This is a genomic window from Streptomyces sp. NPDC045778 (assembly GCF_056431945.1).
The window spans coordinates 141,041-165,400 of the sequence record NZ_JBWKJZ010000002.1 but is presented as its reverse complement, the minus strand read 5'-3'; the positions used below and the strand labels follow the sequence as shown (position 1 = coordinate 165,400).

The following is a 24,360-nucleotide window of genomic DNA, read 5'->3' as shown; positions in this document are numbered from 1 at the left end:
CTGACGCGCTCGGCCCTGTCGGCCCTCCAGGCCCCGGCGCCCCTCCAGGCCCCGCCGGCCCTGCCGCCCCGGCTGACCCTGCCGAGGCCGCCGCGCGGGCCAGCCGCAGTCTCCAGGGGCTCTCCATGGAACTCACCGCTCGCGTACCGCAGCTCCTGGAGGCCATGCGGTCCGTCGGGGCGGGCCTGGAGCTGCACACCACCCTGGACCGCATCTGCGAGACCGCGGCCGAGCTGACGAACGCCCGCTACGCCGCGATCGGCGTCGTGGCCGAGGACGGCGAGGGGCTCTCGGACTTCGTCTACTCCGGCATCGACGAGGCCACCGCCGAGCGCATCGGCCGCCTGCCCGACGGCCACCGCGGGCTCCTCGGCGCGCTCATCCACCAGCCCGAGACCCTGTGCCTCGCCGACCTCTCCACCGACCCGCGCTCCTGCGGGTTCCCGGCCCACCACCCGCCGATGCGCACCTTCCTGGGTGTGCCGATCCGCGTCCAGGGCGAGATCTTCGGGAACCTCTACCTCACGGAGAAGCGCGTCGGGGCAGCACCCGGCGAGGCCGCGGAGTTCAACGACTACGACGTGCACATGGTGCGGGTCCTCGCCACGGAGGCGGGCATCGCGATCGGCAACGCCCGCCTGTACGAGGCCGCCAAGCAGCGCGAGCGGTGGATCGACGGCTCCGTGGCGGTCACCACGGCGCTGCTCTCGGGCTCCGACGCGGAGGACGCCCTCGCGGTCGTCGCGGAGCAGGCCCGGCACCTGGCGGACTCGGCGGCCGGGATCGTGCTGCTCCCGGACGACGAGGGCGGCATGGAGATCGTCGCCGTCTCCTCGGACGAGCCCAGCGGGGCGCTCGGCGTGACCGTCCCCCCGGAGAGCCGCATCATCGCCGACCTCCTCGACGGGCAGGCGGTGTTCATCGACGACGCGGCCACCGACCCGCGCATCATGACGGACCTCGCGCGCGGGTACGGCCCCGTGATGATGCTGCCCCTCCAGAGCGACGGGCGGGTCCTGGGGACCCTCGTCACGCCACGCGCGCGTGGCGGGCGGCCGTTCACCGAGGTGGAGCGGACGCTCGCCACCCAGTTCGCCTCGCAGGCCGCGCTGGCCCTGATGATGGCCGAGGCGCAGCGCGACCGGGAGCGGCTCGCGGTGTACGAGGACCGTGACCGCATCGCCCGTGACCTGCACGACCTGGTCATCCAGCGGCTCTTCGCGACGGGGATGATGCTGGAGAGCGCCCAGCGCCGGTCCGTGGTGCCGGAGGTGGTGCGGGGCGTCGGCAAGGCCGTCGACGAACTGGACGTGACCATCCAGGAGATCCGCACCGCCATCTTCGCGCTCCAGCAGGGGCCCGCGGAGGCGCCTTCGGGGCTGCGGACCAGGGTCCTGCGCGAGATCAACATGGCGGCCGTTCCGCTCGGCTTCAAGCCCTCGCACCGCTTCCTGGGGCCCGTCGACGCGGACGTGGGCGAACTCACCGGCAAGAACCTCATCGCGGCCCTGCGCGAGGCCCTGTCGAACGCGTTCCGGCACGCGGGCGCCAGCCGCATCGACGTCGTCGTCGACGCCACCCTCGTGCTGCCCGACGGCCGCGAGGGGGTGCGCCTGACGGTGGCCGACGACGGCGTGGGCATCGCCGAGGGCGGCCGCCGCAGCGGCCTGAAGAACCTCAAGCGGCGGGCCGAGTCCCTGGGTGGTGCCAGTTGGTACGGGCCGGGCATCGGTGAGGACGGCGGCGGCACGACCGTGGTGTGGCAGGCACCGCACTGAGGCCTTGCGCCCGCCGCTGAGTCGGCGGCCTTCCTTGCCCGGGCGGCGGCCCTGCCCGCGCTCTCGCCGCGTACCCGGTGCGGACGTTGAGCGTCGTACGACCGGCCACTGATCGGCGGTACGCGGGTGCGCCGTACGGGTCACCCGGCCCTCGCGCGTACGAGTCCGCCGGGCACCACGCGCGCGTGGGGGCAACGATCCGAGTCATGTGTGCCCGCTCCAGCCGCCCGACCTGCCCGACCTGCCCGACCTGCCCGGCCCGTCCGACCCGCTCGGCCCCTCCGGCCTCTCCCGCCCGCCCCGCTGGTCCCGCCGGTCCCGCCGGCCCGAGCCGTTCGCGACGTCTTCGTGGACGCTGTCGCCCCCAGCGCCTGGTCAGCGTGCCGGTCCTGCTGTGCGCGCTCATCGCCCTGGGGACACCGCCGTCCGTGGCGGTCGACGGGAACGACGGCCCTCACGGGTCGGACGTCAGCGCCGAGGTGGTCCGTCTCTACGAGGAGGCGTCGAAGGCCACCGAGCGCTACGAGACGGAGCGTCGCGCCGCCGAGGTGCAGCGCGGCCGTGTCGAGGAGCTGGACCGGCTGCTCGCCGAGGAGCGCTACCAGGTAGCCGTGCTGCACGAGGACCTCGGCCGGCTGGCCAGCGCCCAGTACCGCACCGGCGGCGGACTGCCGCTCACCGCGCGGCTGCTGCTCGCGGACAGCCCCGACGAACTGCTGCGCGGCAGGCGCGCCCTGGGCCAGGCGGACCTCGCCGTCACCAACGCCGTCGCCAAGACCCAGCGTGCGGCCACCCGGCTCACGACCGCCAAGCAGTCGGCGGAACGGGCGCGCGGCGTCCTCGACCGGCGCACGTCCCGCCTCGCACGCCTGAAACGGGACATCGAGACGAAGCTGGAGTCCGCGCGCTGGACCCTCCAGGGCGAGGCCGACGCGTCCGTAGCGGCCGGCAAGTGCCGGGGCGCCGTCCGCCTGGAGCAGCCGGAACCGACTGCCACGCGCGCGTGGGTGGCGCCCGTGGAGACGTACGAGCTGTCCGCGGGATTCGACAGCGCGGGCGAGCGGTGGGCGCGGCGGCACACGGGGCAGGACTTCGCCGTCGACATCGGCGCCCCGGTGCGGGCGGTGGGCGAGGGGCGCGTGGTGCGGGTCGCCTGCGGCGGGGGCTTCGGCATCGAGGTCGTGGTGCGCCACCCGGACGGTTACTACACGCAGTACGCGCACCTGGCGGCCGTGACCGTCGACCAGGGGGACGCGGTCCGCGCCGGGCAGTGGGTCGGGCAGGCCGGCACGACCGGCAACTCGACCGGCCCGCACCTGCACTTCGAGGCCCGCCTCACGCCGGACCTCGGCTCGGGTGTGGACCCGGCGAAGTGGCTGGCCGAACGCGGGGTGAGCCTGGAATCGGCCTCTACGGGCTGATGGGCTTCTACGGGGGCTGATGGGCCTCTACAGGCTGCGGGTTTCTACGGGCTGATGGCCTCTACAGGCTGGAGAGGCGGTCCGCCAGGATGCGTTCGATGACGACCGCCACGCCGTCCTCGTTGTTGGCGACCGTGCGGCCCGAGGCGGCGGCGATCACGTCGAGGTGGGCGTTGCCCATCGCGTACGACGTTCCGGCCCAGGTGAGCATCTCCACGTCGTTCGGCATGTCTCCGAAGGCGACGACCTCGGCGGGGGAGATGCCGCGCTCGGCGCAGCACAGCGCGAGGGTGCCCGCCTTGGTCACGCCGGGGGCGCTGATCTCCAGGAGGGCGGTCGGGCTGGAGCGGGTGATCTCGGCCTGCTCGCCGGCGACCTCGCGCGCGAGGGCCAGGAAGTCGTCCGGCGCCATCTCGGGGTGGTGGGCGAGCAGCTTGAGGATGGGCTCGTCGGCGTAGGCGGCGTCCGTCATGAGGAGCTTCTCCGCGGGTGCCACGCTGCCCGCGGGGTCCATGCGCAGCGGCGGGTACTGCGGCTCGTGGTGCACGCCGCCCGTGCGGTCGACGGCGAAGGACGTGCCGGGGGCGGCGGCGCGGAGCAGCTCGACGACCTCGAGGGCGTTCGGCGCGGCCAGGCCCCGCACCTTGGTGAAGCGGTGCGCGCCGGGGCCGCCGTGGAGGTCGACGACCGCCGCGCCGTTCGCACAGATCGCCAGGCCGTGGCCGTGCACGTGGTCCGCGACGACGTTCATCCAGCGGGCCGGGCGCCCGGTCACGAAGAAGACCTCGATCCCGGCCGTCTCGGCGGCTCCGAGCGCGGCGACCGTGCGCTCGGACACGGACTTGTCGTCACGCAGCAGCGTGCCGTCCAGGTCCGTGGCGATCAGCCGGGGCGGGACGGAAGGGGCCGGGGTCCGGGGCCGGGCGGTAGCTGAGGTCACACAGGCGATTGTCCCGCATATGCGCGCACGGGTGTGTGGCGGGGCGCACATTTGAGTACAACGCGCCCCCGCACGCCCCGCCCGTACCCCGGGCTACCGCGGACGAGCCCCCGCCGCCGGCGGCTACAGCTGCGCCAGTGCCTCCGTCGCGATGCGCTCGAAGAGCTTCTCGTCCGCGGCGAAGTCCGTGTCCGGCAGCGGCCAGTGCAGCACGATCTCGTCGAAGCCGAGCGCGGCGTGCTTGCCCGCGAACTCCACGAACGCGTCGAAGGACTCCAGCGGCCGGTCCGGCGTGAAGCCGGTGAGCAGGATCTTGTCCAGCTCGCCGGCGTCGCGGCCGGTCTGCTCGCAGGCGGCGCCGAGGCGGTCGACCTGGCCGCGGATGGCCTCCAGGGACTCCTCGGGGGTACCGGTCGCGGAGATCTTCGGGTCGCCGGTGGTCACCCACGCCTGGCCGTACCGGGCGGCGAGCCGCAGGCCGCGCGGACCCGTCGCGGCCACCGCGAACGGCAGCCGGGGGCGCTGCACGCAGCCCGGGATGTTCCGCGCCTCGTGCGCCGCGTAGCGCTCGCCCTCGTAGGTGACCGCGTCTTCGGTGAGCAGCCGGTCGAGCAGCGGCAGGAACTCTCCGAAGTGGTCCGCGCGTTCACGGGGTGTCCAGGGCTCCTCGTCGGCGCGGCGCAGCGCGGTGGCGTCGAAGCCGTTGCCGCCCGCGCCGATGCCCAGGGTGATCCGTCCGTTCGACACGTCGTCCAGCGTGATCAGCTCCTTGGCGAGCGTGACCGGGTGCCGGAAGTTCGGCGAGGTCACGAGCGTGCCCAGGCGTATGCGCTCGGTGGCGGCCGCGGCGGCGGTCAGCGTGGGCACCGCGCCGAACCACGGCCCGTCGCGGAAGGTCCGCCAGGAGAGGTGGTCGTAGGTGTACGCGGTGTGGAAGCCCAGCTCCTCAGCGCGCTGCCAGCGCTCCTTGCCGCCCTCGTGCCAGCGGCGTACGGGCAGGATCACGGTGCTCAGACGCAGACTCATGCGATCGAGCGTACGGCGGCCCGGGACGGCCCCGGCCCGCGGCCCGGGTGCCCGCGCGGGCCCGCCCACGGCCGCTGCCAGGCACTTCGCCTCGGGCCCCGCCGTCAGCGGACCTTTCCGCTGAGCCAGGGAGTGAGCGAGATCATGGGGATCAGCTCCTTGTACGTCTCGTCCCCGGGCAGCGGCACGATCAGCCAGTAGCCGGGCGGGAAGCGCCGTCCCTTGACGTACGCGAGGCCACCGAAGACGGACCGCAGGAAGGGCGGCACGTGGTCGCGCGGCACGTCGTGGCACTCGACGCCGTCGACGTCGATCAGGGCGTCGTCGTCCGGGTAGAGCCGCACGGACACCCGTGGGGACCCGCCGAACTCCACGAACGCCTCGTGCGGCAGCGAGCCGTCCGCGTCGGTGGTCACGGCGACTCCGGCCGCCGTGCGCCGGGAGGTCATGTCGGCGCCTACGTCGTGGCCGACCTCGATCTCGAGGGCGTACTCGCGGGCTATCTCCCGCAGCGCCCTCACGGCGGCCTCGGTGCTGTGCAGATGCTCCATACCCATCGATCCTGCCCGGTCGGGGCCCGGCGTGCGGAGGCGCGGTGCCCTGTCGGCCCGGACCGCCCCGTCGCCCCGGGCGGGCGGCGCCTCCACGGTGCGCCGGTCGTCCGGGAGAGCCTTCACGTCGTGCCGTTCGTCCAGGGGCGCCTCCACGGTGCGCTGCTCGCCCGGCGGTGCCCCCACCACCCGCCGGTCATCCGAGGCTGCCTCCACAGCGCGCCGGTCGGCAGGCGTCTTCACGGCGCGCCGGTCGTCGGGAGACACCTTTGCCGTTCCTCTGCCCCCGGGGGGGCACCTTGGCCGGGGTCTGCCCGTCCAGGGGCAGTCCTCCCGGACCTTTTCGTTCTTTCATCTCATCAGCGTCGCGGCCCCGCCGTTCTCCACGCACTCGGTTTTCTGCCATCGACCTTTCACGGAGGAATTCAGCTTTCGACGTTTGATCCACAGACAAGTGTGGTTATCCACAGGCCACTTGGAAATTCTGTGGACAAATCTCAAGCAGAAGGCGGTGTTTGGTGAACTCCGCCGGGATTACCCCTATTTGTCGCCAGCGCGTCCAATGTCCTGCTGTGCAACTCGCGTTCGGACGCCGCGGTGATGAACGCCGCCACGTTCTCCTGCCCAACCAGGGCCTGGATGGCGTCCATCGTGCTGGCGGGCAGTGCCACGTACTGCGTCTCGTCGCGCCGGTCAGGCGGCTCCTCCGCCGCCAAGTGACGTCGGAGGTGCCGCGTGGCGAACAGCCGCATGGCACGGGCCAGTTCCGCGTCGACCGACTTCTGCGCCAGCGGCCTCAGCCGACGGATGAGAGAGGCCGCCTCGGCCGCGTCCGCCTCGCTCGGCGGATGGTTTCCCAGGTACCGCGCGAACACGTGCTCATTCGTGAACTCCAGGAAACGCGCCGCTATGTGCTCGACCTGCCCCCGCAACTCCCGCAAATGACCGGCGATCGCCGACAGCGGAACCCCCGCCGCGTGCAACTCGGCTGCCACCGCAAGCTCTTGCGGACTCGGCACCAGGAACTCGTCGTCCGACCCGGGCAGCGGCTCCAGTACGCCGAGCGCCACGGCGTCCGCGACCGCCGCGTCGTCCGGAGTGCCGCCGAACGCCGCTTCCAGCTCCTCCCGGGTGATCCGGTCGGCCTTCTCGTCCGTCCACGGTCCGTCGACCTCGGCGACCAGGCCGAGGACACCACCGAGGCCCCGGCCCGCGTCCCAGGCTTCGAGCAGCTCCTTGATGGAGGCCAGGGTGTAACCCCGGTCGAGCAGGTCGGTGATCTGCCGCAGCCGCGCCAGGTGGGCGTCGCCGTACACATTGGACCGCCCGCGCCGCTCGGGCCGGGGGAGCAGGCCGCGGTCCTGGTAGGCCCGGATGGTGCGCACGGTGGCTCCGCTGTGGTGCGCGAGGTCCTCTATGCGGTACTCCACCCGGGGAGCGCCCGGCGGCTCCACCCAGGGCGTGCCCGCCGACGCGGCCCCGGGCGTGCCGGCCGACGCCGCCCGGGTCGCCTCCGGCGCCGAGGCGTGTGCTTCCTCTCTGCGCTCGTCCACCGCTCCCCCGTCCTCTCCTGGTGACAACGGTGGCACCGCTGACACCGGTCGTACTCGCCGCTACGCGACGGCCGCGCGCCCGGCCGCGGCCACCGCCGACCGCGCGGCGGGCGACCAGGCCAGATAAGCGACGGCCTTGCGCAGCGAACCCTCCTGCGACGGATGGTACGACCGCCGCAGATAGCGGGGCACGGCCGCGCCGATGCGCCACCAGGGCGGAAGCAGCCCCTTCCTGACCGCCCTGTGGTGCGCGAGCAGTGAATACCGCAGCCGCCCCGCGAGCCGTGGATCGTGGCGGATGAGATACGCGGCGCCCCAGAGCCACAGGTACAGCATCACGGGGGCCGTGACCGCCATGCCCGCCGCCCGGCGGACGTACCGGGGAGCGCCGGTGCCGCCGCAGTGCTCGTACATGTCGAAGGCGACCGCGCGGTGCTCGACCTCCTCCGCTCCGTGCCAGCGCAGCAGGTCCAGCATCACCTCGTCCGCCCGCGCCCGGTCGAGTCCCTCCGCGTCCAGGACCCAGTCGCCGAGGACCGCCGTGAACTGCTCGATGGCCGCGACGATCGCGAGGCGGAAGCGCAGCCACTCCTGCGTGGGCACGGGCGCGCCCAGCGGCGGCCGCTCGCCGAGGAGCTTCTCGAACAGGAAGTCCACGTACCGCGTGAACCCGGTGGTGTCCAGGCGCTGCGCGGCCAGGTGATCGAGCACGTGCGCGTGCTGGACGCTGTGCGTGGCCTCCTGCCCCATGAAACCCTTGACGTCCGCGCGCAGCACCGGATCGGTGATCAGCGGCAGGCCCTCCTTGAAGACCTTCACGAACCACCGCTCGCCTGCCGGGAGCAGCAGATGCAGGACGTTGATGACATGGGTGGCCGTGGGCTCGCCGGGGATCCAGTGCAGCGGGGTGGCGTCCCAGTCGAAGGAGACCCGGCGCGGAGCGATCGCGTAGTGCTCCTCCGGGGGCGGCGTGGTGCCGTGCTCCGTGCTCACAGTGGTGGCTCCAATCGGGCCACCGCCCGCAGGGCCCTGGGCGTGAAGCGGGACATGAGGTGCGCGCCACGCGCCTCCGGGGTGACCGGCACCACGGCCTGATTGCGGACCACGGCACGCAGCACGGCGTCGGCGACCTTCTCCGGCGGGTAATTGCGCAGGCTGTAGAGCCGGGCGGACTTCTTCTGGCGGCGGGCCTCCTCGTCGGCCGAGACACCGGCGAAGCGGGCGGTCGCCGTGATGTTCGTGTTCACGAGGCCCGGGCAGATGGCGGAGACGCCGATGCCCTGGCCCGCCAACTCGGCGCGCAGACACTCGCTGAGCATCAGGACGGCCGCCTTCGACGTGCTGTACGCGGGCAGGGCGCGCGAGGGCTGGTAGGCCGCCGCCGACGCGGTGTTCACGATGTGGCCGCCCTGGCCGCGGTCGGCCATCTGCTTGCCGAAGAGGCGGCAGCCGTGGATGACGCCCCACAGATTGACGTCGAGGACCTTCTTCCAGTCCTCGGCGCTGGTGTCGAGGAAGGAGCCGGAGAGGCCGATGCCCGCGTTGTTCACCAGGACGTCGACCACGCCGTACTCCGTGGCGACCTTCTCGGCGAGCTTCTCCATGGCCTGCTCGTCGCTGACGTCGACCGTCTCGGCCCAGGCCGCGGGGGCGCCGATGAGCCGGGACATCTCGGCGGTGCGGGCCGCGCTCTCGGAGTCCCGGTCGACGGCCACCACGCGCGCGCCCGCCTCGGCGAACGCGAACGCCGTGGCCCGCCCGATGCCGCTGCCCGCGCCCGTGACGAGCACGAGCTGGCCGGAGAACCGGTCGGCGTACTTGCCGGGGGCCGAGACCGCGCTCGCCACCGGTGGCACCCCGTCCTCATGGGTGGTGACGAACTCCGTGATCCAGGCGGACAGTTGGTCCGGGCGGGTGCGCGGCACCCAGTGCTTGGCGGGCAGCGTGCGCCGGGTCAGCTCCGGTGCCCACCGGTCCAGGTCGTCGTACAGCCTCTGGGAGAGGAAGGCGTCGCCCGACGGCGTGATGAGCTGCACCGGCACGTGCGCGTACGCGTCGGCGCGGGGGCGGCGCAGGCGTGCGCGGACGTTGTCGCGGTAGAGCCAGGCGCCGTGCGCGGCGTCCGTCGGCAGGGAGGGGGTGGGGTAGCCGTCCGCCGGCACCTTCTCCACCCGCTGGAGGATCTTCGGCCAGCGCCGGCCGAGCGGGCCGCGCCAGGCCAGCTCGGGGAGGACCGGGGTGTGCAGCATGTACACGTACCAGGACTTGGCGCCCTGATTGATGAGCTGCGCGGCGCGGCGCGGGGTCGGCCGGGACAGGCGCCTCTTGATCCAGTGACCGAAGTGGTCGAGGGACGGGCCGGACATCGACGTGAAGGACGCGATCCGCCCCTGCGTGCGCTGGACCGTCACGAACTCCCAGGCCTGCACCGAACCCCAGTCATGGCCCACCAGGTGCACCGGCCTGTCCGGGCTGACCGCGTCGGCGACAGCGAGGAAGTCGTCGGTCAGCTTCTCCAGCGTGAAGCCGCCGCGCAGCGGCTTCGGGGCGCTCGACCTGCCGTGCCCGCGCACGTCGTACAGCACCACGTGGAAGCGCTCGGCGAGGCGTGTGGCGACCTCGGACCACACCTCCTTGGAGTCCGGATAGCCGTGCACGAGCAGCACCGTGGGCCGGTCGGCCTCACCCAGCTCGGCGACGCACAGCTCCACGCCACCGGTGCGCACCCAGCGCTCCCGCGCGCCCTTCAGATCCACGGTCGTCATGCGGTCGCCCTCTCAGTGCCTTCCACGGATTCCACGGATTCCACGGATTCCACGGACTCGACGGACTCGACGGACTCGACGGACTCGACGGATCCGGTGGGTTCGGTGGATTCCACGGGCTTCACCGATTCGACGGATTCCATGGACCAGCGCCGCACATGCGGCAGATCGTCGTCCAGCCAGAACGCGCTCTCCTGAGGGTCCTTGGAGTCGGTGACGACCAGGATCTCCTCGAACTTCGCCCCCGTGCCGCGGAATCCGAGGTGCGGCTCGACCGCCCACAGGCCCGGCCGCGGCGGGTGGTCGGAGAACTTGTACGGCGACCACAGGGGCGACCAGCCGTCCCGGTGGCCGTGCAGCGCGTCGCTCGCGAGGCCCTTCAGGGCCTGGGTGCCGAAGCCGAACACATGCGGCGAGAAGCGGCGCTCCTTGACCCGGCCGACCTTGTGCGCGATGACGCCGAAGGGATACGCGCGATGGCGGTTGGCATAGCCCTGGCGGACCATGAGGTGGTCCACGTGCTCGTAGATCTCGCGGAGCGGGCGGCGCTCGCGCACCTCGCGCAGGATCAGCTCGCGGTGCGCCTCCAGGTCGGCGAGGAGCTTGTCGTGCACCGAGTTGAGGCCGAGGCAGCCCGAGTAGCCGATGTCGGCCGTATAACCCTCGTACACCGGAGCCATGTCGAGGATGAAGGGCATCCCCGGCTCGAGCCTGCGGTTGCTGGGGAAGAACTGCAACGGCACGCGGAAGTTCACGAACGCGGTGCGGTCGCCGAACCAGGCGAAGGGCAGGTGGAACCAGTCCCGCACGCCCCGCTCGCGCAGCCACACCCGCTGCATCCGCGCCGCCTCGCGCTCCGTCACCCCCGGCTTGAGCTGGGCGGCGACCGCTTCCGCGCATTCGTACGCGAGGGCCTGCACGCGGCGGAACCCCCGCAGCTCCGCGGAGAGTTCACCCTTCACTGCTGAGGTCATGCCACCGTCCGTCCCGTGTCCGCCGCGCGTGTCACCGCGCCGTCTCCGTACGTACCCGCCCGTCGCCCGGCCGCCGCCCCCACAGGAGCCCGCCGCGCGGACGCCGGTTCATTGACACTGATGAATGTGACAATGCCTGGCGGCTGCGTCAATAGGCCTGCGTGAGCCTTCGGGACCTGTCCGGAAGAACCCTGAGGGGGCCACCGGGAGAACCCCCAGGGGTTCGACCTCCGGACGACCCCTACGGGTCCGTAATACTCCAGAGTGAGGGCGGATACAGACCGTGGAGTGACGCCCGGTGTGGCCCGCGCCACTACCGTCGAACACGTGACTGTGATCGCGACCGAAAGCCTGAGCAAGCGGTTCCCGAGGGTGACCGCGCTCGACCGGCTGACCTTGGACATCGGGCCCGGTGTGACCGGCCTCGTCGGCGCCAACGGCGCCGGCAAGTCAACGATGATCAAGATTCTGCTCGGTCTGTCCCCCGCCACCGAAGGCACCGCGTCCGTGCTCGGACTCGACGTCGCCACCAGCGGCGGCGAGATCCGCGAGCGCGTCGGCTACATGCCCGAGCACGACTGCCTGCCACCCGACGTCTCGGCCACCGAGTTCGTCGTGCACATGGCGCGCATGTCCGGCCTGCCGCCCGCCGCGGCCCGCGAGCGCACCGCGGACACCCTGCGCCACGTGGGCCTCTACGAGGAGCGCTACCGACCCATCGGCGGCTATTCGACCGGCATGAAGCAGCGCGTGAAGCTCGCCCAGGCGCTCGTGCATGACCCCCAACTGGTCTTCCTCGACGAGCCGACCAACGGCCTCGACCCGGTCGGCCGGGACGAGATGCTGGACCTGATCCGGCGCGTGCACACCGACTTCGGCATCTCCGTCCTGGTCACGTCACATCTCCTCGGCGAGCTGGAGCGCACCTGCGACCACGTCGTCGTCATCGACGGCGGCAAGCTCCTGCGCTCCAGCTCCACCACGGACTTCACACAGAGCACCACGACCCTGGCCATCGAGGTCACCGACAGCGACGAGCACCCCGACGGCACCGCCGTGCTGCGTGCCGCCCTGCGCACCCACGGCGTGACCACGCACGACGACGGCGGCGGGCTGCCCGGAGCGGGCCACATCTTCCTGCTCGACGCCACGGACGAGGCGACGTACGACCTCGTCCGGGACACCGTCGCCGACCTCGGCCTCGGACTCGTCCGGATGGAACAGCGCAGGCACCACATCGCGGAGGTCTTCCGCTCCCAGGACGAGCAGCGGCCGGAGCAGGACTCCGGAAACGCGGCCGCCCGGGTAGTGACCGAGACCGTCGCCGAGCAGACGGGAGGCGGCAAGCGATGACCGCCGAGTCGACACGGGCGCGTGCCGCCGACTCCACCCAGATCCACAACATCGGGTACCGCAACTACGACGGCCCCCGCCTCGGCCGCGCCTACGCCACCCGCTCGCTGTACTCGCAGAGCCTGCGCGGCGCCTACGGCCTCGGCCGCTCGGCCAAGTCCAAGGTGCTCCCGATGATCCTCTTCGGGGTCATGTGCGCCCCCGCCCTGATCCTGGTCGCGGTCGCCGTCACCACCAAGGCCAACGACCTGCCCGTGGACTACACGCGCTACGCGGTGCTCCTCCAGGCCGTCATCGGCCTCTACTTGGCGGCCCAGGCCCCGCAGACCGTCTCCAGGGACCTGCGGTTCAAGACCGTGCCGCTGTACTTCTCCCGTCCCATCGAACGCGTCGACTACGTACGCGCGAAGTTCGCGTCCATGGCGTCGGCCCTGTTCATCCTCACCGCGACACCGCTGATCGTGCTCTACGTAGGGGCGCTTTTGGCGAAGCTGGACTTCGCGGAGCAGACCAAGGGGTTCGCCCAGGGGCTCGTTTCCGTCGCCCTGTTGTCGCTGCTCTTCTCCGGGATCGCGCTCGTCATCTCCGCCGTGACGCCCCGCCGCGGCTTCGGCATCGCCGCCGTCATCGCCGTGCTGACCATTTCCTACGGAGCGGTGTCCACCGTCCAGGCCATCGCGCACGAACAAGGGGGCAACGAGACGGCCATCCAGTGGCTCGGCCTGTTCTCCCCGATCACCCTCATCGACGGCGTACAGACCGCCTTCCTCGGCGCGACCTCCTCGTTCCCCGGGAACGAAGGCCCCTCGGCGGGCGTGGGAGTCGTCTACCTCCTCCTCGTACTCGCCCTCGTCGCGGGCAGCTACGCCGCTCTGATGCGCCGCTACCGGAAGGCCGGACTATGACCACGATCAGCATCGACCACGTCTCACGCTGGTTCGGCAACGTGGTGGCCGTCAACGACGTCACGATGACCATCAGCCCCGGAGTCACCGGCCTGCTCGGCCCCAACGGCGCCGGAAAGTCCACCCTCATCAGCATGATGGGCGGCTTCCTCGCCCCCTCCACCGGCTGCGTCACCCTCGACGGGAAGCCCACCTGGCGCAACGAGGAGATCTACAAGCACCTCGGCATCGTGCCTGAACGGGAGGGCATGTACGACTTCCTCACCGGCCTCGAATTCGTCGTCGCCAACGCCGAGTTGCATGGCCTGGGCAAGAAGGCCGCCCACCGTGCCCTCGCCACCGTCGAGATGGAGTACGCGCAGGACCGCAAGATCTCCACGTACTCCAAGGGCATGCGGCAGCGTGTGAAGATGGCGTCCGCCCTCGTCCACGAGCCGTCCGTGCTGCTGCTGGACGAGCCTTTCAACGGCATGGATCCGCGCCAGCGCATGCAGCTCATGGACCTGCTGCGGAAGATGGGAGACGAGGGCCGCACCGTCCTGTTCTCCTCCCACATCCTCGAAGAGGTCGAACAACTCGCCTCGCACATCGAGGTGATCGTCGCCGGCCGGCACGCCGCGAGCGGCGACTTCCGGAAGATCCGCCGCCTCATGACGGACCGGCCGCACCGCTACCTGGTGCGCTCCAGCGACGACCGCGCGCTCGCGGCCGCGCTGATCGCCGACCCGTCCACCGCGGGCATCGAGGTCGACCTCAAGGAGGGCGCGCTGCGCATCCAGGCCGTCGACTTCGGCCGGTTCACGAGCCTGCTGCCCCGCGTCGCACGCGAACACGACATCCGGCTGCTCACGGTCTCGCCCTCGGACGAGTCCCTCGAGTCGGTCTTCTCCTACCTCGTCGCGGCCTGAAGGGAGCCACCGTGTACGACCCCACTGTCGCCCGGCTCACCTACCGGGCCCTGCTCGGCCGCCGCCGGGCACTGATCCTCTTCGCCCTGCCCCTGCTGCTCATCGCGATCGCGGCAGCGGTGCGCGGCTTCAGCGGAGCCGACGACCAGGTCGCCTCCGACCTGCTCGGCGGCTTCGCGCTCGCCACCATGGTGCCGATCATCGGCGTCATCGCGGGCACCGGGGCCATCGGCCCCGAGATCGACGACGGCTCCGTGATGTACCTGCTGTCCAAGCCGGTCAAGCGCCCCACGATCATCGTCACCAAGCTCACCGTCGCCGTCGCCGTCACCATGGCGTTCTCGGCGGTCCCGACGTTCGTCGCGGGCCTGATCCTCAACGGCAACAGCCAGCAGATCGCCGTCGCCTACACCATCGCAGCCCTGGTCTCCTCGATCGCGTACGCGGCGATCTTCCTGCTGCTCGGCACGATCACGCGGCACGCCGTGGTCTTCGGACTTGTCTACGCGCTGGTCTGGGAGGCCCTCTTCGGCTCCCTGGTCTCCGGGGCCCGCACGCTGAGCGTCCAGCAGTGGTCGCTCGCCGTGGCCCGCAAGGCCACCGACGGCGGCGAGCTGGTGACTTCCGACGTGGGCCTGCCCGCCGCGGTGATCCTGCTGGTCGTGGTCACGGCCGGCGCCACCTGGTACGCGGGCCAGAAGCTGCGGACCCTGACGGTCGCCGGGGAGGAGTAGCCCCGGCGAGCCGCCTTGACGGTGCCTTCACCCTCCTGCCGGGACACTGGTGGGAGGGGGATGCGCAGGAAGGTCTGGGAGGTGCCTGATGGCATCGGACGAGGGACGGGGCGAAGGCCCCGGGAGCGACGCCTGGGACGAGGTGGTCCTCGACGACGACTTCATACGGTCCGCCGGGGCCGCCGAGCCCTCCGCGCGGGCCCGGATGCTCACCGCCCGCTGGCGGGAGCAGGCCCCCGAGCCGCAGCCGTGGCGGTCCGACGAGCCGCCCGCCGGATGGTTCTTCAGCCGGGCCCGCAAGCGCAGACGCAAGCGGCGCGAGGGCTGAGGCCAGGCGCGGGGCTGGGCGCGGGCCCGGTGGGTCGGTGGGCCGGTGGGCAAACGCGTGCCCGCCCCGGCCGGTGCGAAATTGAGTGGCGGGCAACCACCGGGCCCGGCACAGTAGTTGTGTCACCACGCGCCGGAAGCCACCACTCCGGCGTTCTCCTACCGGGAGTGGAGCCGACGGTCCGCAAGGGGCGTCGCGCTTCCGGCAGGGCGGTCCGCGGCAGGCTCCGGAGTCATCACCCGCTCCGTGGAGCCCCGTCACGGGGGAGACCGCCCGGGGGCGGCCGCTTCGAGCGCGCAGCACTGCGCGGGCCGCCCCTCCCGGAGGGGGTGGGCCGGGCCGGAGCCCGGCGCCCCGCCGCGTCGAACGGCCGACCGCAGCCCCGCTAGGACCGCGGCCCCGCTACGGCAGCAGCCGCTCCAGGACCACCGCGATGCCGTCCGCCTCGTTCGACGTCGTCACCTCGTTCGCCACCGCCTTGAGTTCCTCGTGGGCGTTGGCCATGGCCACACCGTGCGCGGACCAGGCGAACATGGGAATGTCGTTCGGCATGTCGCCGAAGGCGATCGTGTCCACGGCCTTCGCGCCGAGCCGGCGGGCCGCCAGGGACAGGCCCGTGGCCTTGGTCAGACCGAGCGGCAGTATCTCCACGATGCCCTCGCCCGCCATCGTGACGCCCACGAGGTCCCCCGCGACGTCCCGCGCCACGGCCGTGAGCGCGTCGTCGTCGAGGCCCGGATGCTGGACGTACAGCTTGTTCAGCGGAGCCGACCACAGGTCGGCCGGGTCGGAGAGCGGGACGGCCGGGAGCGGGCCGTCCTGGACCACGTATCCGGGGCCCACGAGGACCTCGCCGTCGATGCCGTCACGGCTCGCGGCGAGGGCCAGCGGGCCGACCTCCGCCTCTATCTTCGCCAGGGCGAGGCCTGCCAGCTGCCGGTCGAGGGTGACCGAGGTGAGCAGGCGGCGCTCGCCCGCGTGGTAGACCTGCGCGCCCTGGCCGCACACCGCGATGCCCTCGTAACCGAGGTCCTCCAGGACGTGCCGGGTCCAGGGCACGGAGCGGCCGGTGACGATGATGTGGGCCGCGCCCGCCGCGGTGGCCGCGGTGAGCGCGTCACGAGTGCGCGCCGAGACCGAGTCGTCGGGACGCAGGAGCGTCCCGTCGAGATCGGTGGCGACGAGCTTGTACGGAAAGGCGGGACCGGCGGAGCTCACTTGGCGAGGGGCTCCAGGATCTCGCGGCCGCCCAGGTACGGACGGAGGACCTCGGGGACGCGCACGGAGCCGTCCGCGAGCTGGTGGTTCTCCAGGAGCGCCACGATGGTGCGCGGCACGGCGCACAGCGTGCCGTTCAGGGTGGCGAGCGGCTGGACGTTCTTCTTGCCGCCCTGCTCCTCGCGCATGCGCACGGAGAGCCGGCGGGCCTGGAAGCTGTCGCAGTTCGACGCGGAGGTCAGCTCGCGGTACTTGCCCTGGGTGGGGATCCACGCCTCGCAGTCGAACTTGCGCGAGGCGGACGCGCCCAGGTCACCCGTGGCCACGTCGATCACCTGGAAGGGCAGCTCAAGGCTGTTCAGCCACTGCTTCTCCCAGTCGAGGAGGCGCTGGTGCTCGGCCGCGGCGTCCTCCGGGGCGACGTACGAGAACATCTCGACCTTGTCGAACTGGTGCACCCGGAAGATGCCGCGGGTGTCCTTGCCGTACGTGCCCGCCTCGCGGCGGAAGCAGGGCGAGAAGCCCGCGTACCGCAGGGGGAGCTTGTCGGCCTCGATGATCTCGTCCATGTGGTACGCCGCGAGCGGGACCTCGGACGTGCCGACCAGGTAGAAGTCGTCCTTCTCCAGGTGGTACACGTTCTCCGCGGCCTGGCCGAGGAAGCCCGTGCCCTCCATGGCGTGCGGCCGGACGAGCGCGGGGGTGAGCATCGGGATGAACCCGGCCTCGGTGGCCTGCGCGATGGCCGCGTTGACCAGTGCCAGCTCCAGGAGCGCGCCGACGCCCGTCAGGTAGTAGAAGCGCGAGCCGGAGACCTTGGCGGCGCGCTCGACGTCGATGGCGCCGAGCGCCTGGCCCAGCTCCAGGTGGTCCTTCGGCTCGAAGCCCTCGGCGGCGAAGTCGCGGACCGTGCCGTGTGTCTCCAGGACGACGAAGTCCTCCTCGCCGCCGACCGGGACGTCCGGGTGCACGAGGTTGCCGAGGCGGAGCAGGAGGCGCTTGGTCTCCTCGTCGGCCTCGTCCTGCTCGGCGTTCGCGGCCTTGACCGCGGCGGCCAGCTCGCCCGCCTTCTTCAGGAGCGCGGCCTTCTCGTCGCCGGAGGCCTTGGGAATGAGCTTGCCGAGCGCCTTCTGCTCGGACCGCAGCTCGTCGAAGCGGACCCCGGACGACCTGCGCCGCTCGTCGGCCGAGAGCAGGGAGTCGACGAGGCCGACGTCCTCTCCACGGGCGCGCTGCGAAGCGCGAACACGGTCGGGGTCCTCACGGAGCAGGCGAAGGTCAATCACCCCCCCAGGCTACCTTCGCGTGCTTCCGGCCCACGACTTGATTTTCCCCTGCGCTCCGTTATGACCGAAATGCCGGAATGTGAATTTCTCGCCCATCGTCTCGGCTTTCGGGAGCGGCGAGCCGCGTCCGTCAGACGTCCGGCGCGACCGTGGCGGCTGGTCCGGCGGGGTCAATAAAACGGGCGTCATTCCCCGAAACGGGGCAGACGGGCCTTGTCGCCTTGACCGGATTCCCTTGTGGGAAACGGGACTTGGGGAGCCGGTTGTCCACAGGAATGGGGCTGTCCGGAAAGTTATCCACAGGCTGTGCGAAAGATCTGTGGACGCCGGATGGGGGTCCTTTCCATGGTTCCGCACGTCGGGGGATTCCCTTCCCAAACCTGCTCAGCGCCAACTTTCGAGTGGAATTGGTTAACTCCAAAGTGTCACCGCATGGAAAAGGGTGGACGAGAGGGTGACGAGAGTGGCTGTGGGCGGACTTGGGCGCTGGGTACCGATTTGTCGATGATGTCGCGCTGCCTTGTCGACTTGTCCCCAGGTCGAGAAGGGAACCTGTGGATAACTTCTGTGGACAACATAAATCTGCAGGTAGGACTACAGATCCAGGCCTGTGCACGGGCAGGCGGAAGCGCCGGGAAGACCCGGGGGCGGAGCGTTAAACGCTCAGAATCGGCCGTCCTGGCAGCGCGCGAGCCAGTCCGAAGCCGAGGTGAACTCGTCGTCGGACGTGCCGGGCCGCAGCGGCCGTACGTTCTCCGGTGTCACACCGGCACGCGGATACGAGCCGAGGAAGCGCACCTTCGGGCAGATCCTCTTCAGGCCCATCAGCGCCTCGCCCACGCGGCGGTCGGCGATGTGCCCCTCGGCGTCCACGGAGAAGCAGTAGTTGCCGATGCCGCGGCCCGTCGGGCGGGACTCGATGCGCATCAGGTTGACGCCGCGCACCGCGAACTCCTGGAGCAGTTCGAGCAGCGCGCCGGGGTGGTCGTCGCCGAGCCAGATCACCAGCGACGTCTTGTCCGCGCCGGTGGGCGCCGCGGGGCGGGCCGGGCGGCCCACGAGGACGAATCGCGTCGCTGCGTTCGCCGCGTCGTGGATCTCGGTGAACAGCGGTTCGAGCCCGTACGTCGCCGCGGCGAACTCGCCCGCGAACGCCGCGTCGAACCGGCCCTCCTGTACGAGGCGGGCGCCGTCCGCGTTCGACGCCGCCGACTCCCACACGGCGTCCGGCAGCCGGGCGGCCAGCCAGTTACGCACCTGCGGCTGGGCCACCGGGTGCCCGGTCACCGTCTTGATGTCCTTCAGCTCGGTGCCCGGACGCACCAGGAGCGCGAAGGCGATCGGCAGGACGACCTCGCGGTAGATCATCAACGGCTCGCCCTTGGCCAGCTCGTCCACGGTCGTCGTGACGCCGCCTTCCACCGAGTTCTCGATCGGCACCAGTGCCGCCGCGGCCTCGCCCGCGCGCACGGCGTCGAGGGTGGCGGGCACCGAGACCATCGGCACCAGCTCGCGGGCCGCGGCCTCCGGCAGGGTGCGCAGGGCGGCTTCGGTGAAGGTGCCTTCAGGGCCGAGGTAGGTGTAGCGCGTCGCCGACATGCCGTCACCCTAATGCGGCAGGTGGGGCGGGCGACACGCGTTGGCCCACGCGAAAGCCTTCCGGTCAGCCCTCCAGCAACGCCTGGCCCACATATCCACCGGTTTCCGCCCCGCCGGGCACCGCGTACACCCCGCTCGCCTCGTGCCGGATGAACTTCGACAGGGCGTCGCCCCGGTCGAGCTTCCGCTGCACGGGGACGAACCCGCGCAGCGGGTCGGCCTGCCAGCAGATGAAGAGCAGGCCGGCGTCCGGCTCGCCCTTGCCGGTGAAGCCGTCGTGGTACGAGAACGGGCGGCGCAGCATCGCGGCGCCCCCGTTCTGGTCGGGGCGGCTGATGCGGGCGTGCGCGTTGAGCGGGACCACGAGGTCGCCGCCCGGCGTCGTCTTCTCCAGCTCCATCTCGGTGGTCTCCGTGCCGCCCGTCAGCGGCGCGCCGTCGGCCTTGCGGCGGCCGATGACGTCCTCCTGGCCCTTGGTGGAGAGCCCCTCCCAGTCGTCCAGGAGCATCCGGATGCGGCGTACGACGGCGTACGAGCCGCCCGCCATCCAGGCGGGGTCGGCGTCGGCGGTCTTGTCGGGCACGAAGACGCGCTTGTTGAAGTCGTCGTCGGACGGCTTCGGGTTGTTCGTCCCGTCGACCTGGCCCATGAGGTTGCGCGTCGTCATGGGGCGGGCGGTGGCGCCGGGCGAACGGTTGAAGCCGTTCATCTGCCAGCGGAGCCTCGCCGCCGCGCCCGTCTCCTTCTGCAGGGCTCGCAGCGCGTGGAAGGCGACCAGGGAGTCGTTGGCGCCGATCTGCACCCACAGGTCGCCGTTGCTGCGGGCCTTGTCGAGGCGGTCGGAGGAGAACTCCGGCAGCGGGTCGAGCGCGGCCGGGCGCTGCTTCTCCAGACCGGTGCGGCCGAAGAAGCCGTGCCCGAAGCCGAAGGTGACGGTCAGCGAGGACGGCCCCGCGTCGCGCGCGATGCCGGTGTCCCGGCCCTCCACCGGCTTGCCCGCCATCAGCCGCGCGGCAACCGCCGACCAGCGCCGCAGCAGGGCGGCCGCCTCCTTGCGCCCGGATCCCGGGGCGAGGTCGAAGGCGACCAGATGGCCGTGGGCCTGCACGGGCGTGGTGATGCCGGGCTGATGTTTCCCGTGAAACATCACCTCATCGGCCCCGAGCGACGTCAGCGGCGTGCCCGTCGTACCCGAGTTGCCGGACGAGCCCGAGGACGCCGCCGCGTATCCGGCGGCGCCGCCTGCCGCGCCGAGGGCGAGGCCGGTGGCGCCCGCCGTACCGAGCAGGCGCCGTCGGGAAATGGTGTGGTCCGCCATGTGGTTCAGCCGATCTGCACGGTCTTGTCGAGGGTGACCTGGTCGATGTCGGAGGTGCGGACGGTCACCGCGACCTTCCAGTCGCCGGCCATGGGAATCTGCACTCCGCTCGCGCTCCAGTGTCCGGTGGCGATGCGGTCGGGGGCGACGGGCAGGGGGCCGACGTCCTTGGCCTTGAGGGTGAAGGCGATCTTCACCTCGGGGATGTCGAAGGCGCTGCCGTTGGGCCGGGTCGCGTACACGTGCAGGTCGTTGCTGCCGGTGCGGCCGGGGTCGAGTTCGAGGCGCACGGTGCCCTTGCCGTCCTGGCCGCCGGTGTCGAACGGAATCTTGATCTTGACGGGCCCGGCGGTCTGCTGGGCGGACGAGGCGGCGTTCTTCGTCTCCTCCTCGGTACGTCCCGGCTCGGTGCTGGTCAGGATCGTGGTGACGGCGAGCAGCACCACGGCCACGCCGGCCTCGGCAAGCACCGAGCGGCGCAGGCCGGAGCGGTGCGGGTCGGCGTCGCGCACCCGCTTCTCCCGGGCGGCGTCCACCGCGGCCCGCTGCCGGGCGAGCTGGGCGGCGCGCTTGGGGTCACCACCGGCCGGGTCCCCGGACTCGGCCCGGCCAGAGGGCTTGCCTCCACCGGCCTTGCTTTCACCGGACTTGCTTTCACCGGACTTGCCTCCACCGGCCTTGCCTGCGCCGGACTTGCCTCCGCCGGGCTCGTCGCCGGACGCGGTGCTCGCCTTGCCGCTGTTCGGGCCACCGGCCTTTTCGTCGGTGTCCACCGACGCCGTCACTCCGGTCTTGGAGCTGTGCGCGACGGCGACGGGCTTCTTCTTCTTGGTGGTGGCGCCCTTGGCGGTCGAGTTCTTGGCGGAGGCACCCGTGGTGCCCGCGGCGCTCTTGGCCGGGGTGGGCCGCCTGCGCTGCTCGACGACCGCCGCGGCCGCCGCCTCGGGTGCCAGGCCGCCCGCCTCGGCGATGACGCGCCCGGTCCAGCGGCGGGACACGGAGGCGATGCCGACGAGGACGACGACGAGCCCGATCTTGATCAGGAGCAGCTGCCCGTAGTCGGTCTCCACGAGCGCGGTCCAGGAACCGACCTGCCGCCACGACTGGTAGAGCCCGGTCGCGGTCAGCGCGACGACGCTGCCGAAGGCCAGCCTGGAGAAGCGGCGTACGGCACTCGCGTCGATCAGCGGCGCCCGGTACAGACACAGCAGCAGGGCCACGACCCCGCCGAGCCAGACGGCGACGGCGAGCAGGTGCAGCACGTCGACGGGCATGGCGAGCCCGGCCTGGATGCCGGTCGAGGCGTGCTCGGCGAGCGCCCAGGTCGCGGCGATGCCGATGGCGACGACCCCGCCGCCGATGGCCAGGCCGAAGGCGAGGTCCCGCTTCTCCTTGGGGTCCTCGCGCTTGTCGTACGCGCCGAACAGCACGGCGACGAACAGGGCCGCCGCCGCGAGCAGCAGCAGCCGGGAGACGAGCGCGGCGCCCGTCTTGGTCTGGAGGACGTCACCCAGCTTCGCGAGGTCGAAGGCGTCGGCGAGCTTTCCGGAGCCCGTGTAGGGCGCGCGCAGCAGGAGCGTCGCGAGGGTGGCGCCGGTCAGGGTGAGCCAGCCGGCGACGACGAGGCGCTGGAGCGGCCGGACGCCCGCGCCGCGCGGCCAGCAGGCGAGGACGAAGGCGGCGCCGCCGACCACGACGACGAACCCGGCGTACGCGAAGTAGCGCGCCGTGTCGTAGAGCGTGCCGACGAGACCGCCGCCGACCTCCTGGTCGGGCAGCACGACCTTGGTGTCGGAGGGCGCGCCGATGGAGAAGGTGAAGGCCCCGGCGATGGGGTGGCTGTCGGCGGAGACGACCTGATAGGCGACGGTGAAGGTGCCGTCGGGCAGACCGGGCTTCAGCTTCACGCCGTACGTGGTGGAGCCGAGGTCGGTGGTCTTGCCGGTGTCGGCGCGCTTGCCGGCGGGGTCGAGGACCCGTACCGAGCCGTCGGACATGGCGACCTTCTCGGAGAAGGTCAGGGACACCTGGTCGGGTGCCTTGGCGACCACCGCCCCGCGCTCGGGGTCGCTGCCGGTCAGCGCGGCGTGCGCGTCGGCGGGCGCCGCGGTGGCGAGGACGGCGCCGAGCACGGCCGAGACCAGGGCCGCGGCGACGAGCAACAGGCGCCCGAGCCCGGCGAGGTCCGGCCCCGTGCGGGGAGCGGTGGTCCGCATCAACTCTTCAGTCCCCTCAGTGCGACGAGTGCGAGGCGTGCGACGAGTGCGAGGCGTGCTGTTCGGCCGCGGAACCCTCGGTTTCGGAACCGTCGGCCGTGGCGTGCTTGCCGTGCTCGGAGTGCGACGTCGGGTTGCCGGAGCCACCGGAGGCGCCGGAGCCGTCGGCGCCGGAGTGGGTCTTCGGGTCCCCGGAGTGCGTCTTCGGGTTGTACGTCGCCGCCTTCACCGGCATCTCGACCGTGATCGGGTCCGACTTCTCGAAGCGGAGCGTGACCTGCACCTTGTCACCCTGCTTGGGCTTGTGCTTCAGCTTCTCGAGCATGATGTGGTTGCCGCCGCGCGCGAAGACGAGGTCGCCGTTCGCGGGCACGTCGAAGGACTTCTGCTCCTTCATCGTGCTGCCCTTGGTGGCGTGCAGGGTCACGCTGCCCGCGAGCGGGCTGGACGCCGAGGTGAGCTTGTCGGCGGCGCCCTTGTTGGTGAGTGTGAAGAAGCCGCCCGCCATGTCGTCCATGGCGGGGACCGGGATGTAGGCGCCGCTGACCTTCAGCTCGGGCTTGCCGGCCGAGGCCTGGGAACTCTTGTCCGCCTTGGCGCTCTTGTCGGCCTTATCGGCCTTGTCGTCGTTGCAGCCGGTCAGGGCGAGGCCCGCGGTCAGTGCTATGGCGCAGCCGGTGAGGAGGCGGCGCCGGGTGGTGCGGTGGTTCACGGGTTCTGTCCCTTGATGATCTTGGGGAGGTCCTGCGCGTACTCCTCGGCGCGGGTGTCCTGGCCGTTGTAGACGACGTATCCGGCGTCGGTCTTCGGGGAGAAGGCGATGACCTGGGTGCCGTGCATCGACTCGATCTTGCCGTTCTTGAGCTTCTTGGACGGCTCGATGCTGATGCCGACCGTGCGGGCGCTGCCCTGGATGGTCGGGAAGTCACCGGTGAGGCCGATGAACTCGGGGTCCTGGGCCTTCAGCCACTTGCCGAGTTCCTTGGGCTTGTCCCGCTCGGGGTCGGTGGTCACGAAGACGACCTGGAGCTTGTCCAGCTCGGCCTTGGTGACGACCTTCTTGCGCAGCATGTCCTTCTTGGCGACGGCGATGTTGCTCATCGTCAGCGGGCAGACGTCCGGGCAGTTGGTGTAGCCGTAGTACAGCAGCACCGGCTTGCCCTTGGTCCGCTCGCGCAGGTCGTACTTCTCGCCGTGGGTGTCGGTGAGGACCAGGTCCGGCTTCTTGAACGGCCTGTCGAGGACGGTCGCGGCCTGCTGCGACTCCGCCTCCATGGAGACGTCGGCGACCGGCCTGTCCTTCTTGTCGCCGTCGCCGCCGCTGTCGCCGCCGCAGGCGGTCAGCGTCAGGCCCGCGGCGGCGAGCAGGGCCGCACCGGCGAGCACGCGCCGCTTCGAGGTCTTCGGGCCGGGCGTGGTGGTCTGGTTGCTCAACTTGCGCATACGAAAATGTCCCAGATGTGAGGGGGCCGGGACGCGCCGGGGCC

21 protein-coding genes are annotated in these 24,360 nt (G+C 71.6%); 7 read left to right on the top strand and 14 right to left on the bottom strand.

Going from position 1 to position 24,360, the window contains the following annotated elements:
* Positions 1-125: 125 nt before the first annotated feature.
* Both AC07GB_RS03480 and AC07GB_RS03475 read left to right on the top strand, forming a co-directional pair.
* The gene (locus tag AC07GB_RS03480) at positions 126-1,778 is read left to right on the top strand and encodes a sensor histidine kinase (protein WP_478841538.1); all 1,653 of its coding nucleotides are present in this window, start codon (positions 126-128) and stop codon (positions 1,776-1,778) included.
* Between the two features lie 380 nt (positions 1,779-2,158).
* Entirely contained in the window at positions 2,159-3,199 is a 1,041-nt protein-coding gene (locus AC07GB_RS03475) for a M23 family metallopeptidase (protein WP_478841537.1), read from the top strand.
* 61 nt (positions 3,200-3,260) lie between these two features.
* On the opposite strand, the gene AC07GB_RS03470 is transcribed toward AC07GB_RS03475, so the two are convergent.
* The 7 genes from AC07GB_RS03470 to AC07GB_RS03440 form a co-directional block, all read right to left on the bottom strand.
* The gene (locus tag AC07GB_RS03470; RefSeq protein ID WP_478841536.1) at positions 3,261-4,139 is read right to left on the bottom strand and encodes a Cof-type HAD-IIB family hydrolase; all 879 of its coding nucleotides are present in this window, start codon (positions 4,137-4,139) and stop codon (positions 3,261-3,263) included.
* 123 nt (positions 4,140-4,262) lie between these two features.
* Positions 4,263-5,165: an LLM class flavin-dependent oxidoreductase gene (locus tag AC07GB_RS03465; protein WP_478841535.1), complete on the bottom strand. Its 903-nt coding sequence runs from the start codon at positions 5,163-5,165 to the stop codon at positions 4,263-4,265.
* A 104-nt stretch (positions 5,166-5,269) separates the two neighbouring features.
* Positions 5,270-5,716, bottom strand: a complete 447-nt coding sequence (locus AC07GB_RS03460; RefSeq protein WP_478841763.1) for a hypothetical protein — start codon at positions 5,714-5,716, stop codon at positions 5,270-5,272.
* Positions 5,717-6,213: 497 nt separating this feature from the next.
* Positions 6,214-7,170 carry a MerR family transcriptional regulator gene (locus tag AC07GB_RS03455; protein WP_478841762.1) on the bottom strand — a complete coding sequence of 319 codons (957 nt, stop codon included), beginning with the start codon at positions 7,168-7,170 and terminating at the stop codon, positions 6,214-6,216.
* Between the two features lie 159 nt (positions 7,171-7,329).
* Positions 7,330-8,262, bottom strand: coding sequence for a metal-dependent hydrolase (locus tag AC07GB_RS03450; protein ID WP_478841534.1), 933 nt, complete (start codon positions 8,260-8,262; stop codon positions 7,330-7,332).
* Complete coding sequence (locus AC07GB_RS03445; protein ID WP_478841533.1) at positions 8,259-10,034, bottom strand: SDR family oxidoreductase; 1,776 nt, start codon at positions 10,032-10,034, stop codon at positions 8,259-8,261. Before AC07GB_RS03445 ends, AC07GB_RS03450 begins: the two co-directional genes overlap by 4 nt.
* Positions 10,031-11,008, bottom strand: coding sequence for a M24 family metallopeptidase (locus AC07GB_RS03440; RefSeq protein WP_478841532.1), 978 nt, complete (start codon positions 11,006-11,008; stop codon positions 10,031-10,033). Before AC07GB_RS03440 ends, AC07GB_RS03445 begins: the two co-directional genes overlap by 4 nt.
* A gap of 333 nt (positions 11,009-11,341) precedes the next feature.
* Here AC07GB_RS03440 and AC07GB_RS03435 point away from each other — a divergent pair, with 333 nt between their 5' ends.
* The 5 genes from AC07GB_RS03435 (at position 11,342) to AC07GB_RS03415 (ending at position 15,236) form a co-directional block, all read left to right on the top strand.
* A complete protein-coding gene (locus AC07GB_RS03435) occupies positions 11,342-12,361 on the top strand; it encodes an ABC transporter ATP-binding protein (protein ID WP_478841761.1) in 1,020 nt (339 codons plus the stop codon).
* Complete coding sequence (locus AC07GB_RS03430) at positions 12,358-13,266, top strand: ABC transporter permease subunit (protein WP_478841531.1); 909 nt, start codon at positions 12,358-12,360, stop codon at positions 13,264-13,266. Before AC07GB_RS03435 ends, AC07GB_RS03430 begins: the two co-directional genes overlap by 4 nt.
* A complete protein-coding gene (locus AC07GB_RS03425; RefSeq protein ID WP_478841530.1) occupies positions 13,263-14,174 on the top strand; it encodes an ABC transporter ATP-binding protein in 912 nt (303 codons plus the stop codon). Before AC07GB_RS03430 ends, AC07GB_RS03425 begins: the two co-directional genes overlap by 4 nt.
* 11 nt (positions 14,175-14,185) lie before the next feature.
* Complete coding sequence (locus tag AC07GB_RS03420; RefSeq protein ID WP_478841529.1) at positions 14,186-14,908, top strand: ABC transporter permease subunit; 723 nt, start codon at positions 14,186-14,188, stop codon at positions 14,906-14,908.
* 88 nt (positions 14,909-14,996) lie between these two features.
* Complete coding sequence (locus AC07GB_RS03415; RefSeq protein WP_478841528.1) at positions 14,997-15,236, top strand: SGM_3592 family protein; 240 nt, start codon at positions 14,997-14,999, stop codon at positions 15,234-15,236.
* Positions 15,237-15,638: 402 nt separating this feature from the next.
* On the opposite strand, the gene AC07GB_RS03410 is transcribed toward AC07GB_RS03415, so the two are convergent.
* The 7 genes from AC07GB_RS03410 to AC07GB_RS03380 all read right to left on the bottom strand — a co-directional run bounded on the left by AC07GB_RS03410 (position 15,639) and on the right by AC07GB_RS03380 (position 24,316).
* Positions 15,639-16,454, bottom strand: a complete 816-nt coding sequence (locus tag AC07GB_RS03410; protein ID WP_478841527.1) for an HAD family hydrolase — start codon at positions 16,452-16,454, stop codon at positions 15,639-15,641.
* Complete coding sequence (serS, locus tag AC07GB_RS03405) at positions 16,451-17,740, bottom strand: serine--tRNA ligase (RefSeq protein WP_478841526.1); 1,290 nt, start codon at positions 17,738-17,740, stop codon at positions 16,451-16,453. Before serS ends, AC07GB_RS03410 begins: the two co-directional genes overlap by 4 nt.
* Before the next feature lie 663 nt (positions 17,741-18,403).
* Positions 18,404-19,339 (bottom strand): prephenate dehydratase, encoded by a 936-nt coding sequence (gene pheA / locus AC07GB_RS03400; protein WP_478841525.1) that lies wholly within the window; start codon positions 19,337-19,339, stop codon positions 18,404-18,406.
* 64 nt (positions 19,340-19,403) lie between these two features.
* Positions 19,404-20,657 (bottom strand): iron uptake transporter deferrochelatase/peroxidase subunit, encoded by a 1,254-nt coding sequence (gene efeB, locus AC07GB_RS03395; protein WP_478841524.1) that lies wholly within the window; start codon positions 20,655-20,657, stop codon positions 19,404-19,406.
* A 5-nt stretch (positions 20,658-20,662) separates the two neighbouring features.
* Complete coding sequence (locus AC07GB_RS03390; RefSeq protein WP_478841523.1) at positions 20,663-22,873, bottom strand: copper resistance CopC/CopD family protein; 2,211 nt, start codon at positions 22,871-22,873, stop codon at positions 20,663-20,665.
* A 16-nt stretch (positions 22,874-22,889) separates the two neighbouring features.
* Positions 22,890-23,585, bottom strand: coding sequence for a copper chaperone PCu(A)C (locus AC07GB_RS03385; protein ID WP_478841522.1), 696 nt, complete (start codon positions 23,583-23,585; stop codon positions 22,890-22,892).
* Entirely contained in the window at positions 23,582-24,316 is a 735-nt protein-coding gene (locus AC07GB_RS03380) for an SCO family protein (RefSeq protein WP_478841521.1), read from the bottom strand. Before AC07GB_RS03380 ends, AC07GB_RS03385 begins: the two co-directional genes overlap by 4 nt.
* Positions 24,317-24,360: the final 44 nt, after the last annotated feature.

Bases quoted from the DNA above. Each gene is read 5' to 3' on its own strand.
- AC07GB_RS03480 (WP_478841538.1), top strand. From the start codon at position 126: ATGGAACTCACCGCTCGCGTACCGCAGCTCCTGGAGGCCATGCGGTCC.
- AC07GB_RS03465 (WP_478841535.1), bottom strand. From the start codon at position 5,165: ATGAGTCTGCGTCTGAGCACCGTGATCCTGCCCGTACGCCGCTGGCAC.
- AC07GB_RS03460 (WP_478841763.1), bottom strand. From the start codon at position 5,716: ATGGAGCATCTGCACAGCACCGAGGCCGCCGTGAGGGCGCTGCGGGAG.
- AC07GB_RS03445 (WP_478841533.1), bottom strand. From the start codon at position 10,034: ATGACGACCGTGGATCTGAAGGGCGCGCGGGAGCGCTGGGTGCGCACC.
- AC07GB_RS03440 (WP_478841532.1), bottom strand. From the start codon at position 11,008: ATGACCTCAGCAGTGAAGGGTGAACTCTCCGCGGAGCTGCGGGGGTTC.
- AC07GB_RS03430 (WP_478841531.1), top strand. From the start codon at position 12,358: ATGACCGCCGAGTCGACACGGGCGCGTGCCGCCGACTCCACCCAGATC.
- AC07GB_RS03425 (WP_478841530.1), top strand. From the start codon at position 13,263: ATGACCACGATCAGCATCGACCACGTCTCACGCTGGTTCGGCAACGTG.
- AC07GB_RS03415 (WP_478841528.1), top strand. From the start codon at position 14,997: ATGGCATCGGACGAGGGACGGGGCGAAGGCCCCGGGAGCGACGCCTGG.
- pheA (WP_478841525.1), bottom strand. From the start codon at position 19,339: ATGTCGGCGACGCGCTACACCTACCTCGGCCCTGAAGGCACCTTCACC.
- efeB (WP_478841524.1), bottom strand. From the start codon at position 20,657: ATGGCGGACCACACCATTTCCCGACGGCGCCTGCTCGGTACGGCGGGC.
- AC07GB_RS03390 (WP_478841523.1), bottom strand. From the start codon at position 22,873: ATGCGGACCACCGCTCCCCGCACGGGGCCGGACCTCGCCGGGCTCGGG.
- AC07GB_RS03380 (WP_478841521.1), bottom strand. From the start codon at position 24,316: ATGCGCAAGTTGAGCAACCAGACCACCACGCCCGGCCCGAAGACCTCG.